Source organism: Knoellia sinensis KCTC 19936, from assembly GCF_000768705.1.
In the GTDB taxonomy this organism is placed as follows: Bacteria; Actinomycetota; Actinomycetes; order Actinomycetales; family Dermatophilaceae; genus Knoellia; species Knoellia sinensis.
In genome coordinates this window covers 120,756-135,862 of record NZ_AVPJ01000007.1, presented here as the reverse complement: position 1 = coordinate 135,862, position 15,107 = coordinate 120,756, and the positions used below count along the sequence as shown (strand labels likewise).

The window sequence follows — 15,107 nt, the reverse complement described above, 5'->3', positions numbered from 1 at the left end:
CGGCTGCCTACCGAGGCACTGCTTCGAGGAGGGTGATGGGAGAGATGGTCGGGATGATCCGACCGAGCCGGAACCCGGCGCGGTCGAGCAGGGTCGTGAACTCACGCTCGGTGCGCTCACGACCGCCGACGAAAAGCAGCATGTCGAGGTCGAGGCTCTTGGCGAAGTGTGGCTCGTTGCCGGGCGGGACGACGCTCTCCATCAGCAGCAGGGTGGCCTCCGCAGGCATGTTTCGGCGAACCGTGGACAGCAGCGCCACCGCCTCGTCGTCGCCCCAGTCGTGGACGATGCGGCGCAGGACATAGAGGTCGCCGCCAGCGGGGACCGACTCGAAGAACGACCCATCCTCCAGTCGGCAACGGTCGAGGACCCCAGCCTCACGCAGGTGCTGCTCCGCGCGGGCGATCGCTCCCGATCGCTCCAAAAGCACTCCCTTGGCCAACGGCGCAGCGCCGAGCATGCGGGCAAGCAGCTCCCCGTGCCCGCCACCGATGTCGACGATCGTCGAGAACGGCGTGAAGTCATAGACCGCCTCGACGGTCGGCCAGTCCAGGGCAGCCAGCCGCGCCATCGCCTCATGGAAAACACCAGGGAACTCATCGCCCTGCTCAAGGACGTCCCAGAACGGCGCTCCCAGACCGTCCACAGCGCCCGGCAGGCCTGATGTGACGGCGTGGGGGAGTTGCCCCCAGACGGCTTGATAACTCGGGTGTCCGAGCATGAGAATGACTGGCCGCATCGACTTCGGGGCATCGGAGCGCAGCGCCCCACCCATCGGCGTGAGAGCGAATCGCCCCTCCGAGTCCTCACGGAACAGCCCGAACGCAGCGCACGCCCGTAGCAGCCGGGCGATCCCGTCCGCGCTGAGACCCAACTCGGCGGCCACTTCGCGAGCCGATCGCGCCCCGCCCGCCAGTGCGTCGGCAACCCCCAGCCGAGCCGCAGCATGGACCGCGTGCGTGGCCATGAATCCCGACGACAGTTCCAACAGCGCGATCTCGGGCGGCGCCATCCTCCGGGTCAGGCCCTGAAGGGCGGTGCGGACTGCGGTGGCAGTTCGGACGACACGCACGGGCGGGAGTCTGTTCATGGCCAACCCCTATGATCGTCAGGATTACTGACTATAATCGTCAGTGATGCTGACTATGTCAAGAGGTGCGATGGATCTCGCCACGCTCATGTTCATCTCCTACCGCGCGATGGATGACCGCGTGATCGCTGCCGCGCGCGAGGCGGGCTATGACGTGACGACCGCTCAGGGGCGCCTTGCCCAGCGGATCAGCCCCGAGGGCTCGCGCCTCACGGACCTGGCCGAGCAGGCGCAGGTGACCAAGCAGACCGCGAGCCTGCTCGTCGCGGCACTCGAGGAGCGGGGGTTGGTCGAGCGCGTGCCCGACCCGCACGACGGACGGGCTCGGCTGATCCGGTTCACCACCGCCGGACTGACAGCGGCGGCGCGCGCCCGCGAGACCGTGATGGCCGTGGAACAGGAGTGGGCCGACCACCTCGGCGTGGAGCTCGCCGACCACCTGCGCGAGGCTCTGACGCGACTCCGGGAGATCACCGATCCCTACCAGTGACGCCCCGCCACCTCGAAGGTGGCCGGGGCGCACACTTTGCTGTGCGAACATGGAGGGCCGACGCTCAGCGTCGGTCCCGCAATGTTGCCACTGAGGAAGGACCCACCGTGAAGGGTCGCGTGCTCGTCGTCGATGACGATCTCGCTCTCGCGGAGATGCTCGGCATCGTGCTGCGCAACGAAGGCCTCGAGGTCGACCACGTCGCTGACGGTTCCGGCGCGCTCGCCGCCTTCCGAGAGTCCCGTCCCGATCTCGTCCTCCTGGACGTCATGCTTCCCGGGATCGATGGTCTCGAGGTATGCCGTCGCATCCGTGCCGAGTCCGGCGTGCCGATCGTGATGCTCACCGCCCGCACGGACACCGTCGATGTCGTCGTCGGGCTCGAGTCCGGGGCCGACGACTATGTCGTCAAACCGTTCAAGCCGCAGGAACTCATCGCCCGCGTGCGCGCCCGACTGCGGCGCGACAACGAGGTCGAGCCCGAGCGACTCAGCATCGGCGACCTGTCGATCGATGTCGCAGGCCACTCGGTGAAGCGCGGGGACGAGGCACTCAACCTCACCCCGCTCGAGTTCGACCTCCTCGTGGCGCTCGCGCGCAAGCCGTGGCAGGTCTTCACCCGCGAGGTGCTGCTCGAGCAGGTCTGGGGCTACCGCCACGCCGGTGACACTCGCCTCGTCAACGTCCACGTGCAACGCCTGCGGTCCAAGATCGAGAAGGACCCGGAGCGGCCCGAGATCGTCGTGACCGTGCGCGGCGTGGGCTACCGGGCCGGGCCGAGCTGACGATGTCGGGGGCGCCCACCGCCAAAGCACCTGGCGCCGGGACGTCACCGACGCCCACGCCGTCGAACACGCCTTCGCCCACGTCGGCTCCCGTAGCGACGCCCTCTCCCACCCTGTCCGACCACGTCCGCCAGATCGGTTCACGGGGGATGGCGGGCGCACGCATGGCGGCGCGCGCCGTGGTCGCGGCGTGGAACTCATTGCTCAGGACCTGGCGGCGCTCGCTTCAGTTCCGTGTGGTGTCGACCACCGTGCTGCTCGGCATCGTCGTGGTGTCACTGCTCGGCTCCTACCTCTACAACGAGATCGCCGACGACCTGCAGAGTGACCGGGTCCGGACGAGCGAGCAGGAGGCGCGCGCTCTCACGCAGCAGGCCCAGGACCAGTGGGACAACACCACGGCGACCTCCGTGCAGGAGCTCAACCTCGTCGGCGACGACGTCGTCCGCGGCCTGACTCCGGCAGGTCCCGACCCCGGTCGCTACGTCATCATGCTGCGCGGGGCGAAGAACACCTCACCAACGCTCCTCAACGCACGAGGCACTGGCGGCATCGCGATCAGCGCGGTGCCCCAAGAGTTGCGCGAGGCCGTGGCGGCTGACCCCAGCCACCAGCAGACCAAGGTGAGCAACATCCTCATCGACGGCGGGCAGGTCCCCGCAGTCTTCGTGGGCACGGGCGTCGAGGTGCCGACGGCCGGCCGCTATGACCTCTTCTATGTCACCCCGATGACGCAGGAAGTGCGGACGATGAGTCTCATCTCCACTGCCTTCACGCTCGCGGGGCTCGCCCTCACAGTGCTCCTCGGAGCCGTGGCCTGGGTGGTCACGAAACAGGTCGTGACCCCCGTGCGGCGTGCGGCCGAGGTCGCCGAGAGACTCTCGTCCGGCAAGCTCAACGAGCGCATGGCCTCGCGCGGCGAGGACGACCTGGCCCTGCTCGGCACGTCGTTCAATGCCATGGCTGACAGCCTCCAGGCGCAGATCCGCCAGCTCGAAGGCCTGAGTCGCGTGCAGCAGCGCTTCGTCTCCGACGTCTCCCACGAACTGCGCACACCGCTCACGACCATCCGCATGGCCGGCGACCTGCTCTATGACTCCCGGTCCGAGTTCGACCCCGTCGTCGGTCGATCCGCAGAGCTCCTCCAAGGCGAGCTCGACCGCTTCGAGTCGCTTCTGGCCGACTTGCTAGAGATCAGCCGCTTCGACGCCGGAGCCGCGGCCCTCGACCTCGAACCGGTCAACCTGTGCGACACCGTCGCCGAGGTCGTCTCGGCCGCAAAGCCGCTCGCAGAACGGCGCGGCTCGACAGTCGAGATCGTGGCCGCCGGGCCGGTTGAGGCCGAGGTCGACCAGCGCCGGGTCGAGCGGATCCTGCGCAACCTCGTCGTCAACGCCATCGAGCACGGCGAGGGCAAGCCGGTCACCATTCACCTGCGTTCTGGGGAGGGGTCCGTGGCGGTCGTCGTCGAGGACCATGGGGTCGGCCTCCGCCAGGGGGAGGCCTCGATGGTCTTCACACGCTTCTGGCGCGCTGACCCAGCTCGTGCCCGCACGACCGGCGGAACCGGCCTCGGGCTGGCCATCGCCCTTGAGGACGCGCGACTGCACAACGGGTGGCTGCAGGCTTGGGGCGAGCCCGGTGCAGGTTCTCGCTTCCGCCTCACGTTGCCGCAGAAGTCGGGTGAGTCCCTCACCTCGTCTCCGCTGCCGCTCTCGCCCGGGGAGCGGTTGTGAGACGTCGCGTCCTTGCGGCCGTCGCCGCAGCGCTGACCGGGCTGCTCGTGCTCGCAGGCTGCAGCCCGAGCTTCCGCACCGACCAGGAGGTCCGTCAGGGTCTCGAGGTGCGCGGCGGTGACGAGCAGGTCGTGCGCGCCGTGTTCCCACCGCCGGGCCGCGGCGACAGCCAGGACGAGATCCTGCGGGGTTTCGTCCGCGCCGGGGCCGCGAGCGACGGCGACTACGAAACCGCGCGCCAATACCTGACCCCCGACGCCATCAAGGTGTGGGCGCCCGAGGGCGAGGTCGTCATCTACTCGACCAGCACCCCCCTCACGGTGAACGCCAAAGCCGACAACGCCGCCGAGATCTCCACCGCAGTTGAAGCGACCATCGACACCAACGGGCGCTATGTCAGCGCCGCCGTCGGCACCCGCCGTGCGATGACCGTCGAGTTCGCCCGCATCGGCGGCGAGTGGCGGATCAGCAACCTGCCGAAGGAGTTCGGGCGCTGGATCACGACCTCCGACGTCGGCGGACTCTTCCGGCCCTACACCGTCAACTACATCGCCAGTGACCGTCGTGCCTTGGTCCCGGACCGGCGCTGGTTTGCTCGAGACCATCTCCCCACGCGACTGGCGCGGGCCCAGCTCCAGCCCCCACCGGCATACCTCGCAGGTTCGGTGCGCAACGACATCCCGCCGGGATCCCGGCTCACGGCCGACTCCGTCTCCGTCTCCGACGGGGTGGCGCGCGTCGAGATCACCGGCCGCGTCCCCACCGACCAGACCCAGCGTGAGAACGTCTGGGCCCAGCTCGTGGCGACGCTCCTCCAGGACCCGACGATCCAGGGCGTCCGAATCCGTATCGGTGACACCTCGCTCGAGCTGCCCGGAGTCGAGCTGCCCGTGCGAACCGTGGCGGACGTGGGCTTCCCGTCGCTCTCCCCGCCGAACCTCGGCCGCCCCGTCATCCGTCGCGGCGCCAATCTCTTCATCCTGCCGAGCACGAGCATCATCGACCGCGACCCGCGCCGCTCGGGTCATGTCGACATCCAGCCGAACTTCCGCTCTCTCGCGCTCTCGGCTGACGGGGCGGAGCTCGCCGCCGTCGATCCTGACGGGCAGGGGCTCTCCCGGTTCCGCGGGACGACGCGCTACGAGATGGCGTTCTTCGGCACCAGCGTCGGGCACCCGGCATACGACACGCGCGGCTATCTCTGGGCTGGCGCGATCGGCCTGGACGACCAGTCGGCGAACCGCTTGTGGGCCTTCGACGTGAGGTCGGACCCGGCCACGTCGGACCCGGTGACCGCCAAGCCGATCGGAGCGGGGTGGCTGGACAAGCGTCTCGTGGTCGAGGCCAAGCCTTCCTTCGACGGTGACCGCGTCGCCATCCTGCACACCGCCGTCAACGGCAAGGACCCCCGGATCGACATCGCGGGCGTGCACCGCGGCCGGGCTGGTGAACCCGTGCGGCTGTCCGAGCCGCGGCGGCTCGCCGTGAACCTCACGGCGCTCGCGGGGCTCGTGTGGCTGTCGGACCTGACCCTGGCCACCCTCGGCCAACGTTCAGGGTCGTCGGAGAAGCGGCGCCCCCACATCATCTCCGTCGACGGCGAGGAGCAGGCGCTCGCCGAGGCGCCCACAGCCACCTCGATCACGTCGACAGGGGGTGAGCGCGACATCGTGCTCACGACCTCCATCGGGTCGGTGCTGAGCCGCGCCGGGCAGCAGTGGATCTCCCTGGGGACGGGTACGGACGTCGCGGTTCCTGCCCGCTGACGCAGCACATCCGGGCGTTGTGCCGGATCGGCCGTTCGGCCGATGCGTTGTGGCTGTTCGGCGTCGAACGGTGTGACCGTTCACCCGTTCCGACGGGGTGGGTACTTCAGCGACGCTTCATGGCGTTGGCGAGCGACTTCGCCTCCCCGGTCACACACCACGTCCTCCGAAGGAGAGTTCAATGACCAGTTCACTCATCAAGGCTCACATCCGCGCCACCGACAAACTCCGCTCGCTGATGACCAACGAGAAGGGCGCAACCGCTGTGGAGTACGGCCTCCTCGTGGCCCTCATCGCCGCAGTGATCGTTGCGACTGTCGTCCTCCTCGGCGGCAAGATCAATGGCGCATTCAAGACGATCGAGCAGGCCATTAAGTAACCGAAGCCTTCTCACGTGGGTTGGGTGGCGTTGCCGTTAGCGCGCCACCCAACCCTGAGTTCTACCTAAGGATTGAGCATGCGTAGACCCATGCGCGACTGGGATCGCGAGTTCGGCGCTACGGCCGTGGAGTATGGCCTCCTGTTGGCTGGCATCGCTGCCGTGATCATGGCGACGGTCGCCACACTCGGATCCAAGGTGTTCGGCCTCTTTGACGCCGCGACACTGTGGCCCTGGTGATGAGGGCTCATGCGCAAGCGGCCCAGTGAAACAGGCGCAGCGGCAGTTGAGTTCGCCCTCGTCTTCCCGATGCTCATCATCCTGCTGGCGGGCATCGTCGACTTCGGGCGCGCCTTCCACACCCAGATCATCCTCAGCAACGCAGCCCGCGAGGGTGCGCGCATCTACGCCTTCGAGGGCGACGCCGCAAATGTGCAGGCACGCGCACAGGCTGCATCCCCCAACCGAACTGTTACCGCGAGCCCCGGGGCACAGTGCGGCACGGTTGTGGTTGTTCCGGCCGCGTCGGAACCATTCACCTGGATCTTCTTGGACGACATTCTGACGATCCTTCCCGGCGGAGGATCATCGCTCGCTCAACCTCAGCTTTCATCCACGGGACACATGGAGTGCTACTGATGGCAAGCCACCTTAAGTCGCGCACCCGTGCCGGGAGCCCGGAACGAGGCGCGGTGACCACGATCGTGGCGTTTCTGCTCGGTGCTGGCGTTCTTCTGGGATTCGGCGCGCTGACCATCGACGTTGGAAACCTGATGTGGGAACGACGTCAACTCCAGAACGGTGCAGATTCCGCAGTTCTCGAACTGGCACGTGTCTGTGGAACCGACACCACCGGCACCCAGTGTTCTAATTCAGGAAGCACCTTGATCGCGCTTGAGAAGCAAGTCGATGCGAACGCTGCCGACGACCGGGCACAGGTCGGCCCCATCTGCGCGGAAAAGGCCGATGGCGACCCGTGGCAACTTGGAACCGATGACTGTGATCCCGGGTTGTACGGCACTGTGACGGATTGCCCCCCGCCTACGGCCAAACTTGACGGGTTTCCCTTTGTGGAGTTGCGGTCCCGCACGGAGTCGGCAGGCGCCGACCCCACGATCCTGCCGTACTTCCTTGCCCAGACCATCACGGGATCCCAAGGGTCGTCCGTGAGTGCCTGCGCCCGAGCGGCCTGGGGTGCTCCAGCGGGCGTCTCGCTCAAAGCCCCGATCACGATCTCGCAATGCGAGTGGGACCACGCAAGCGGCTCGGGCACCAACTATGCAGCGGCACCCGTCTACGGCAGCGGGAACCCTTGGGGTTACGGGGGGTCTGGGCAGCCAGCCCTGCCGTTGGCCAACGAGGTCCGCCTCTACATCGCATACAACTCCATGGATCCCGGAAATCCGTGCGAGAACTGGAACGGTCACGACAACCCGGGGGCGTTCAGTTACTTGGAGGGTTCTGGCTGTTCCAGCGCGGTGTCGCCACCGTTGTGGATCCAGGGCAAGCCTGGCAACAACTGGCCTTCGGTATGTGGTGACCCGGCTCCCCTGCTGGGAAAGGTCATCGACATTCCCGTCCATTACTGCATGGCCAACGTGCCTGGATCATCGTCACCGAGTGGCACCCCGCCATCATCCTCGCCGCTGTGTGGGCAGGGCAGCGGTCAGACCTGGTACTACGTCAAGGGCTGGGCCAAGTTCTACCTCAGCGGCTACAAGGTCAGCGGAACCGGCCACCGCATCAACGGCGGAACGGAAAGTTGCAACGGCGGTGGGTCTCGCTGTCTTGCCGGCTGGTTCGTCTCCGGCGTGATCAACACCGACACCGTCGTGGCGCCCGTTCCCGGTGACAACGATTTCGGTTCCATCGGCGTCGTCCCCGCAGGGTGAACAAGCCGGCCCACTTCTGTCTCAGCACCATCACCGATTGAGAGCACACCCATGAAACGCAGCATGGCCATCATCCTCGCCACGGCACTGGCATTGGTCGGAGCGATTCTGGTCCTCGTCTACGTCCGAGGAGCAGACAGCCGAGCCGTTGAGTCGCAGCAGCCGCGGAAGGTCTACGTCAGCCAGCAACTCATCCCATCGGGCACGTCGCTCAAGGACGCCGTGCGGCAGGAACTGATCGTGCAGACGACCGTGGCTGCGAAGGGCCAGCCCGCTGGTGCGCTCACGCAGATCACGGACGGTAATCGTGAACTCGTTGCTACCGTCGACATTGCGCCGGGCGAGTACATCCAAGAAGCCCGATTCGGCAAGACACAATTGGGCACGAAGGCCATAGAGGTTCCTGGTGGCATGGTCGCGATCTCGGTCGAACTCACGGACCCGGCACGGGTCGGCTCCTTCGTCACTCCCGGCAGCAAGATCGCGATCTACGAGACGCACAAACTCGTGAAACTTCCTGGCGTCTCGGAGGCCGACAAAGCCTTCAATGACTTTGAGTTCAAGGGGACCAACGTTCTCCTCGGAGATGTCCTCGTCATCGGCAAGGGCGAAGCTGCCCTGACCCCGGGGCGGACCTCGTTCGTCAGTGACGAGGACGAGAAGGCGGCCGATGAGCAACAGAACCGTCAGCCGTCGTTCCTGGTGACGGTGGCCGTCTCGCCCACGGACTCGGTGCGACTCGTGCACGCCATCCAGTCCAGGACTTTGTATGCCGGTCTGCGCGGATCGGACGTCACATTCGACAAGGTGCCGGGGCAGACCGACCTTACGCTTGGCGGCACCACCCAAGGTGGCTCAGGGGGTGCCCAGTGAACATCCTCTGGGACCACGATCCGGGCGCACCTGAGAAGTACCGTTTCGCGCTCGGCGGGGACGTCACGTTCCTAGAGAGTGCGGCTGCGGTCGGGCGCGCAGTTCAGGAGCACTCCGAGATCAACCTCGTCGTCATCGGACCCGAGGTCGCTCTCGACTCGGCCTGCGATCTCGCCGAGGCGCTGAGCCTCGACCGGCCGCACGTCGGGGTGGTCGTCCTCCGGCATCGGCTCGAGGTGAATGCGCTCAGCCAGGCTCAGCGAGCCGGAGTGCGTGAAGTCGTGGGGTCTGAGGATCTCCAGGCCGTGGCCGACGCGGTCCGCCGTAGCCACGAGCTCACCGCTCGCCTGACCGGAGCAACGGACCCGGGTGGCGGTGGGCGGCACGCACGTGTGATCACGGTCTTCTCGGCCAAGGGCGGTGTCGGCAAGACGACGCTGAGCACCAACCTCGCCGTCCACTTCGCCGCGACGGGTGCCAAGACCCTCCTGATCGACCTCGACCTCGCGTTCGGGGACGTCGCCATCAGCCTGCAGTTGCTCCCGTCGTCCTCCATTGCAGACGTGGCATCAATGAGCGGCCACCTCGACCCTGCGGGTCTCGCGTCACTCGTCGTGAAGCATGCTGCGAGCGGCCTCGACGTCGTCGCTGCTCCGCAGGATCCGGCGCAGGCAGATCGCGTTCCCGTGAGCAGCATCGCGGAGTTGTTGCGGGTTGCCCGCACGGAATACGACTACGTCTTCATCGACACGCCGCCGAGCTTCACCGAACATGTTCTGGCGGCCTTCGACGGGTCGGACCTGTCAGTCCTTATTGCGACGCTCGACATCCCGGCTGTGAAGAATCTCCGACTCGCCCTCGACACGCTGGACCTGCTCGGGCACCCGGCGGACAGCCGAGTGATCGTTCTCAACCGTGCAGACGCCAAGGTGGGCCTCCGTGCTGAGGACGTCGAGACGGTGCTCAAGCGCCCGATCGGCGTCTCGGTGCCGAACAGTTTGGATGTACCAGCGTCCATCAACCGGGGTGACGCGATTGTCCTTACCTCACCCAAGCACCCGGTGAGTGCTGCGCTCCGCAGCCTTGCCGAGCGCCATCTGCGGGTTGAACCCCTCTCGACTTCCAGCGAAGAACCGAGTCGCCGGGGCCGCGGGCTGCTGAGGAGCCGTCGATGAGTCTCGCCGATCGCCTGGACAGTGCCCGCAGTTCTCAGTCTGCAGCCGAGCCCAATCAAACCGTCGCCGGCCCGACGCGACGTGCCCGCCATCGCCGTGGAGAGGACCCCTTCGCGGGCGTGAAGGGGCGCGTCCACCAGACCCTTCTCGAGTCTCTCGGTGCCAAGCTCTACGACCCTCACCTCACCGAGGGCGAGATCGCTTCGAACGTGCGACTTGCGCTGTCCGAGGTGATCGCGACTGAACAGAAGCCGTTGTCGCATGCCGACCGCACGCGAATCGCGCAAGAGGTCTCGGACGACATCTTGGGGCATGGGCCACTGGAGCCGTTGCTTCGGGACCCCGACATCACGGAGATCATGGTCAACGGCCCTGACCAGATCTACATCGAACGCCTCGGCAAGATCCACGCGGCGTCGACGACCTTTGCTGACGATGCTCACCTTCGTCGCACGATCGACAAGATCGTCTCGCGCGTTGGTCGCCGTATCGACGAGGCCAGCCCTTTGGTAGATGCGCGCCTGCCCGACGGCTCTCGCGTCAACGCTGTGGTCGCGCCGATCGCCCTCGATGGGGCGATGCTGACGATCCGAAAGTTCGCCACGGACCCGTTCACCGACGCTGACCTCATTGCCTTCGGAACCATGTCAGCGCCCGTCCGCGACTTCCTCCACGCGTGCGTTGTTGGACGTCGCAACATCATCATCTCTGGTGGAACCGGCTCCGGGAAGACGACCACGCTCAACGTCGTCTCCTCCTTCCTCCCTGAGGATGAGCGCATCATCACCATTGAGGACGCCGCAGAGCTGCAGCTCCACCAGGAGCACGTCCTGCGGATGGAGTCCCGTCCGGCGAACATCGAAGGCCGCGGCGCCATTGCGATCCGAGACCTCGTCAAGAACGCCTTGCGTATGCGGCCGGACCGGATCATCGTGGGTGAGGTCCGTGACGGTGCCGCCCTGGACATGCTTCAGGCGATGAACACCGGGCACGACGGCTCGATCACGACTGTGCACGCCAACAGTCCACGCGACAGCTTGTCGCGCCTCGAGACCATGGTCCTCATGGCCGGCCTTGAGTTGCCCGTCCGGGCCATCCGTGAACAGGTCGCCAGCGGTATCGACCTCGTCGTCCAGCAGCAGCGACTCAAGGACGGCACGAGGCGCATCGTCGCCATCACGGAAGTTGTCGGCATGGAAGGCGACGTCGTCACCATGCAGGATCTCTTCACCTTCGACTATGCCGCTGGGCGGGACCAGTCGGGCCGATTCCTGGGTCATCTCGTCAGCACGGGTCTGCGGCCCAAGTTCACGCAGGATCTTGCAGATCATGGTGTCGAACTGCCCCCACACCTGTTCGTCCGCGGAGTTGGCCCGTGATTTCTCGCCAGATGAACTGGGGTCGGCCTTCGGGCCCTCTCGCAGCCCTCGTTGCGTCCATTCTCTTGGGGTGGATGGCTCCTGGGGTTGCGGCTGAGCCGTCGGGACCCCTGCCCGCCACCCTGAGCGATGTGACGCGCGCCGGCGACGACGTCCTGGGAGTGCTCACGGTTCGCGCCGGTCGGTCCGACGCCGAGATCAACGCCTCAAGCCTGACGGGCACGCTGGGTGACCAGTCCGTGACGGTTGCGCTCGAACCCATCAGCCGGACACCTCGGCGGGCGATGCTTGTGGTTGACACCAGCGGGTCGATGGGCGAGGAAGGGATGCGAACAGCCCGCTCAGCGGCGAAGTCGTTCATTGCCGCGGCACCCAAGGACGTTCTCGTGGGGCTCGTCTCTTTTGCGAACACGTCCGGAGTGGACGTGCCCCTCACAGTTGACCGTGCCCGGCTGGGTCGTTCCGTGGACGCCTTGCAGTCCAACGGCGAGACGGCGCTCTACGCTGCGATCCAGACAGCAGCCAAGGCTCTCGGGCCGAGCGGCGAGCGAAGCGTCATCCTGCTCAGCGACGGCGGGGACACGATGGCCAAGAACAAGGCAAGGGATGCGGAGGCGGCCGTCGCGACCCTGACGAAGGGCGGGATCCGAGCTGAGGTCGTGGCGTTCAACACCGATGAGACCGACACCAAGGTGCTCGACCGCTTCGCAGCCGCCGGCGGTGGCTCCGTCGTGCAGGCCGGCGATGACAAGGCAGTCACGGCAGCCTTTACGGCGGCAGCGAAGACGCTGGACAACCAGGTCAGGTGGCGCCTGACGCCACCGGCCAGCTTGGCCGGGCGCCAGCAACTCGTGTTGTCAGGCAGCGTCGGACCCCAACCGTTTCGGGCGGTGACTGACGTCGACCTCGGCAACCTGCGTACCAGCAGCCCGACTGACCCCCCGGCCGGCGGGACACCTCCCACGAACGGCGCTCCCGCGCAGTTCGAGGCGCCGGCTATGTCTTGGATGCTCCCTGCTGCGATCGGCGCACTGTTCCTGGGTCTCTTCGGTCTCGTGGCCGCACTCCTCGCTCCGGCATTCCAGTCGAAGCGATCGAAGCGCGTCGCCGGCGTCGAGGTCTACCTTCCCGAACGGGAGATCACGGCGCGCGCTCGGCGCGATCGATCGCCCAGCGCCCTCACGACGAGCCTTGTGGCCTTCGGCGACAAGCGCATGGCCGATAGGAAGTCCACGGGCAAGACCATGGCTCTCATCGAGCGAGCCGACCTGCCGTTCCGGGCCGGCGAGTGGTGGGTCATCAGGATGGTGGCGATCGTCGTGGTGGCCTCGATGGGCTTCCTCCTGATGGGCGGGTGGATTGGCCTCATCCTTGGAATTCTGCTCGGGATTCTGCTTCCGGCCATCGTCCTCCGGATCCTCGCCGCACGCCGGGCCAAGCAGTTCGACAACCAGCTGCCTGACGCGCTGATGCTCGTGTCGAGCAGTCTGGGGGCTGGCTTCAGCCTGCATCAGGCCCTCGACGCGGTCGCCAAGGACTCGGCCGACCCGCTGGCCAAGGAATTCTCCCGTGCCCTCGCCGAGGCCCGCATCGGTGCTGAGGTCGCCGACGCGCTGGAGCGCGTCGGCGAGCGCATGGACAGTCAGAACACACGCTGGACAGCGATGGCCATCAAGATTCAACGCGAGGTCGGCGGCAACCTGGCCGAGACTCTCAGGACAACGGCCCAGACGATCCGAGATCGGCACTCCTTGACGCGGCACGTCGCGGCACTCTCGGCGGAGGGCAAGCTGTCCGCCTACATCCTGATTGCGCTGCCCATCGGGCTCTTCGTCTACATGCTGATGGTGAACCGGCCTTACGTGGCTCTCTTGTGGACGACGCCCCTCGGGCTGCTCATGACTCTCGCCGCTGTGGCCCTCCTGGCAGTCGGCACGTTCTGGATGTCGAAAACGGTCAAGGTGGAGGTCTGATGCTGTTCGTACTGGGTTTCGGGATCATCCTGGCGGCCATCGGCGTCCTGGCCGTGTCACTGTCCACTGGCGGACCCACGGGTGTGGCCCGTTCACTCGTCCTCATCGAGCACAGCCTCGACCGGAGGGAGGTCGCGAAGGCCGAGTTGAGTGGCAGAGACCGAATTCTCATCCCTCTCCTCGACGCCACCCGCGGCCTGGCAACAAGGCTGTCCCCCGCCGGAACCACCGACCGGATTGCTCGCCGTTTGGACCGCATCGGCAACCCACCGGCGTGGCCCGTTGAGCGGATCATGGGTGCCAAGGGTGCGGCTCTTCTCGTGGGCGCTCTGTTGGGCCTTGTCTACGGTGGCGGGCTCACCATCAAGAGTCTGTTCCTGTCGGCGGTCCTCGGCGCAGGCCTGTTTTTCCTTCCCGACGTGCTGCTATACAACGTGGCACTGCGCCGCAAGGATGCCGTGCAGCGCAGTCTGGCCGACGCTCTGGACATGCTCACCGTGTGCGTAGAAGCAGGCCAAGGTTTTGACGCAGCACTCCTCCAAGTCGCGCGCTCCGTGGAGGGACCCATCGCCGGCGAGTTCGCTCGGGTGATCTCGGAGATCCAGTTGGGCAAGAGCCGCGCTGACGCCTTCTCGGCGCTGGCGGATCGTACCTCGGTGGCCGAGCTCAAGAACTTCGTCAGCGCCCTCGTCCAAGCGGATCGCCTCGGAGTCCCCATCGCCGGCGTGCTCCGCGAGCAGGCCAAGACGATGAGGCTGGTGCGGCGGCAGCTCGCCGAGGAGAAGGCTCAGAAGGTCCCAGTCAAGATCCTCTTCCCGCTGATGCTGTGCATTCTCCCGGTGCTCTTCATCGTGGTCATGGGCCCCGGCGTGATCCAGATGATGGAAGCCTTCTCTGGACGCCTTTGATCGACGCTCCGTCAGGGGTCTGGCAAGATGCCGTGCTTCTGTGCCTGCACAGCCAGGCCCGCGCGATTGTGCACACCGAGTTTGTCGTAAACCTTGCTCACGTGGGTCTTGACCGTCGAGCGGCTCATGTAGAGCCGCGCGGCGACCTGGTCTACGGAATGGCCCGCAAGCAGGGCAGCAACGACCTCTCGCTCGCGCGGCGTCAGAAGGTCGGCAGGGGCGCTGCGGCGACGCTGCAAAGCCGCGGACAAGCCTTCGGCGCTGAACGCGCCGGGTTGACGGTGGGCATGGAGAATGGCGCTGAATACATGTTCGGCGGGTGCAGTCTTGAGGACGAGCGCCGAGGCCCCACTGTCCAGCGCGCGTATCAGGGTGTCGTCGTCATCGAGCATGGTGAGGACCACGAGACCAAGCTGTTCGGAGGCGACACGCAGTTCGCTGACGAGATTGAGTCCACTTCCATCGGGGAGATTGACGTCAATGACTACGACGTCGGCACGGCTCCCCGGGTTTGCGCTGCGCGCCTCGACGAGACTGCCTGACTGGCCCACCACCTCGAGTCCATCTTCGCCGTTGATGAGATGGGCCATTGCCTGTCGGATGGCCGCGTGATCATCGACCAGATGCACTCGAATCGCCATCGGGCCAACCCCTTCCGTCG

The 15,107-nt window shown here is 66.5% G+C and carries 15 protein-coding genes; 13 read left to right on the top strand and 2 right to left on the bottom strand.

Going from position 1 to position 15,107, the window contains the following annotated elements; all coding sequences use genetic code 11:
* Positions 1 to 7 precede the first annotated feature (7 nt).
* Positions 8 to 1,090: a methyltransferase gene (locus tag N802_RS11055; RefSeq protein ID WP_035916098.1), complete on the bottom strand. Its 1,083-nt coding sequence runs from the start codon at positions 1,088 to 1,090 to the stop codon at positions 8 to 10.
* 70 nt (positions 1,091 to 1,160) lie between these two features.
* On the opposite strand from N802_RS11055, the gene N802_RS11050 reads away from it, so the two are divergent.
* The 13 genes from N802_RS11050 (at position 1,161) to N802_RS10995 (ending at position 14,446) form a co-directional block, all read left to right on the top strand.
* Positions 1,161 to 1,580: a MarR family winged helix-turn-helix transcriptional regulator gene (locus N802_RS11050; protein WP_245613911.1), complete on the top strand. Its 420-nt coding sequence runs from the start codon at positions 1,161 to 1,163 to the stop codon at positions 1,578 to 1,580.
* A gap of 107 nt (positions 1,581 to 1,687) precedes the next feature.
* Positions 1,688 to 2,365 (top strand): MtrAB system response regulator MtrA, encoded by a 678-nt coding sequence (gene mtrA / locus N802_RS11045; RefSeq protein WP_035916095.1) that lies wholly within the window; start codon positions 1,688 to 1,690, stop codon positions 2,363 to 2,365.
* Positions 2,366 to 2,514: 149 nt separating this feature from the next.
* Positions 2,515 to 4,101 carry an MtrAB system histidine kinase MtrB gene (gene mtrB, locus N802_RS11040; RefSeq protein WP_035916093.1) on the top strand — a complete coding sequence of 529 codons (1,587 nt, stop codon included), beginning with the start codon at positions 2,515 to 2,517 and terminating at the stop codon, positions 4,099 to 4,101.
* On the top strand, positions 4,098 to 5,867 hold the full coding sequence (locus N802_RS11035; RefSeq protein ID WP_035916090.1) for an LpqB family beta-propeller domain-containing protein: 1,770 nt from the start codon (positions 4,098 to 4,100) through the stop codon (positions 5,865 to 5,867). Before mtrB ends, N802_RS11035 begins: the two co-directional genes overlap by 4 nt.
* A gap of 181 nt (positions 5,868 to 6,048) precedes the next feature.
* Positions 6,049 to 6,246 carry a Flp family type IVb pilin gene (locus N802_RS11030; RefSeq protein WP_052109831.1) on the top strand — a complete coding sequence of 66 codons (198 nt, stop codon included), beginning with the start codon at positions 6,049 to 6,051 and terminating at the stop codon, positions 6,244 to 6,246.
* Between the two features lie 78 nt (positions 6,247 to 6,324).
* Positions 6,325 to 6,486, top strand: coding sequence for a Flp family type IVb pilin (locus N802_RS19915; protein ID WP_084072148.1), 162 nt, complete (start codon positions 6,325 to 6,327; stop codon positions 6,484 to 6,486).
* 9 nt (positions 6,487 to 6,495) lie between these two features.
* A complete protein-coding gene (locus N802_RS11025) occupies positions 6,496 to 6,885 on the top strand; it encodes a TadE/TadG family type IV pilus assembly protein (RefSeq protein WP_035916087.1) in 390 nt (129 codons plus the stop codon).
* Between the two features lie 53 nt (positions 6,886 to 6,938).
* On the top strand, positions 6,939 to 8,138 hold the full coding sequence (locus N802_RS11020; RefSeq protein ID WP_169743419.1) for a TadE/TadG family type IV pilus assembly protein: 1,200 nt from the start codon (positions 6,939 to 6,941) through the stop codon (positions 8,136 to 8,138).
* Between the two features lie 51 nt (positions 8,139 to 8,189).
* A complete protein-coding gene (cpaB, locus tag N802_RS11015) occupies positions 8,190 to 9,011 on the top strand; it encodes a Flp pilus assembly protein CpaB (protein ID WP_052109830.1) in 822 nt (273 codons plus the stop codon).
* Entirely contained in the window at positions 9,008 to 10,186 is a 1,179-nt protein-coding gene (locus tag N802_RS11010; protein WP_035916080.1) for a CpaE/TadZ family protein, read from the top strand. The genes cpaB and N802_RS11010 overlap by 4 nt, the downstream gene beginning before the upstream one ends.
* A complete protein-coding gene (locus N802_RS11005; RefSeq protein WP_035916079.1) occupies positions 10,183 to 11,565 on the top strand; it encodes a TadA family conjugal transfer-associated ATPase in 1,383 nt (460 codons plus the stop codon). The genes N802_RS11010 and N802_RS11005 overlap by 4 nt, the downstream gene beginning before the upstream one ends.
* A 131-nt stretch (positions 11,566 to 11,696) precedes the next feature.
* Positions 11,697 to 13,538 carry a type II secretion system F family protein gene (locus N802_RS19470; protein WP_052109829.1) on the top strand — a complete coding sequence of 614 codons (1,842 nt, stop codon included), beginning with the start codon at positions 11,697 to 11,699 and terminating at the stop codon, positions 13,536 to 13,538.
* Positions 13,538 to 14,446: a type II secretion system F family protein gene (locus tag N802_RS10995; protein WP_035916075.1), complete on the top strand. Its 909-nt coding sequence runs from the start codon at positions 13,538 to 13,540 to the stop codon at positions 14,444 to 14,446. Before N802_RS19470 ends, N802_RS10995 begins: the two co-directional genes overlap by 1 nt.
* Positions 14,447 to 14,457: 11 nt before the next feature.
* Here N802_RS10995 and N802_RS10990 read toward each other — a convergent pair whose 3' ends face one another.
* Positions 14,458 to 15,087, bottom strand: coding sequence for a response regulator transcription factor (locus tag N802_RS10990; RefSeq protein ID WP_035916072.1), 630 nt, complete (start codon positions 15,085 to 15,087; stop codon positions 14,458 to 14,460).
* Positions 15,088 to 15,107: the final 20 nt, after the last annotated feature.

What these genes read in the sequence shown, in the direction of transcription:
- N802_RS11055 (WP_035916098.1), bottom strand. Translation starts at nt 1,090, where the DNA reads ATGAACAGACTCCCGCCCGTGCGTGTCGTCCGAACTGCCACCGCAGTC.
- N802_RS11050 (WP_245613911.1), top strand. Translation starts at nt 1,161, where the DNA reads ATGGATCTCGCCACGCTCATGTTCATCTCCTACCGCGCGATGGATGAC.
- mtrB (WP_035916093.1), top strand. Translation starts at nt 2,515, where the DNA reads ATGGCGGGCGCACGCATGGCGGCGCGCGCCGTGGTCGCGGCGTGGAAC.
- N802_RS11030 (WP_052109831.1), top strand. Translation starts at nt 6,049, where the DNA reads ATGACCAGTTCACTCATCAAGGCTCACATCCGCGCCACCGACAAACTC.
- N802_RS19915 (WP_084072148.1), top strand. Translation starts at nt 6,325, where the DNA reads ATGCGTAGACCCATGCGCGACTGGGATCGCGAGTTCGGCGCTACGGCC.
- N802_RS11025 (WP_035916087.1), top strand. Translation starts at nt 6,496, where the DNA reads ATGCGCAAGCGGCCCAGTGAAACAGGCGCAGCGGCAGTTGAGTTCGCC.
- cpaB (WP_052109830.1), top strand. Translation starts at nt 8,190, where the DNA reads ATGAAACGCAGCATGGCCATCATCCTCGCCACGGCACTGGCATTGGTC.
- N802_RS11005 (WP_035916079.1), top strand. Translation starts at nt 10,183, where the DNA reads ATGAGTCTCGCCGATCGCCTGGACAGTGCCCGCAGTTCTCAGTCTGCA.
- N802_RS10995 (WP_035916075.1), top strand. Translation starts at nt 13,538, where the DNA reads ATGCTGTTCGTACTGGGTTTCGGGATCATCCTGGCGGCCATCGGCGTC.
- N802_RS10990 (WP_035916072.1), bottom strand. Translation starts at nt 15,087, where the DNA reads ATGGCGATTCGAGTGCATCTGGTCGATGATCACGCGGCCATCCGACAG.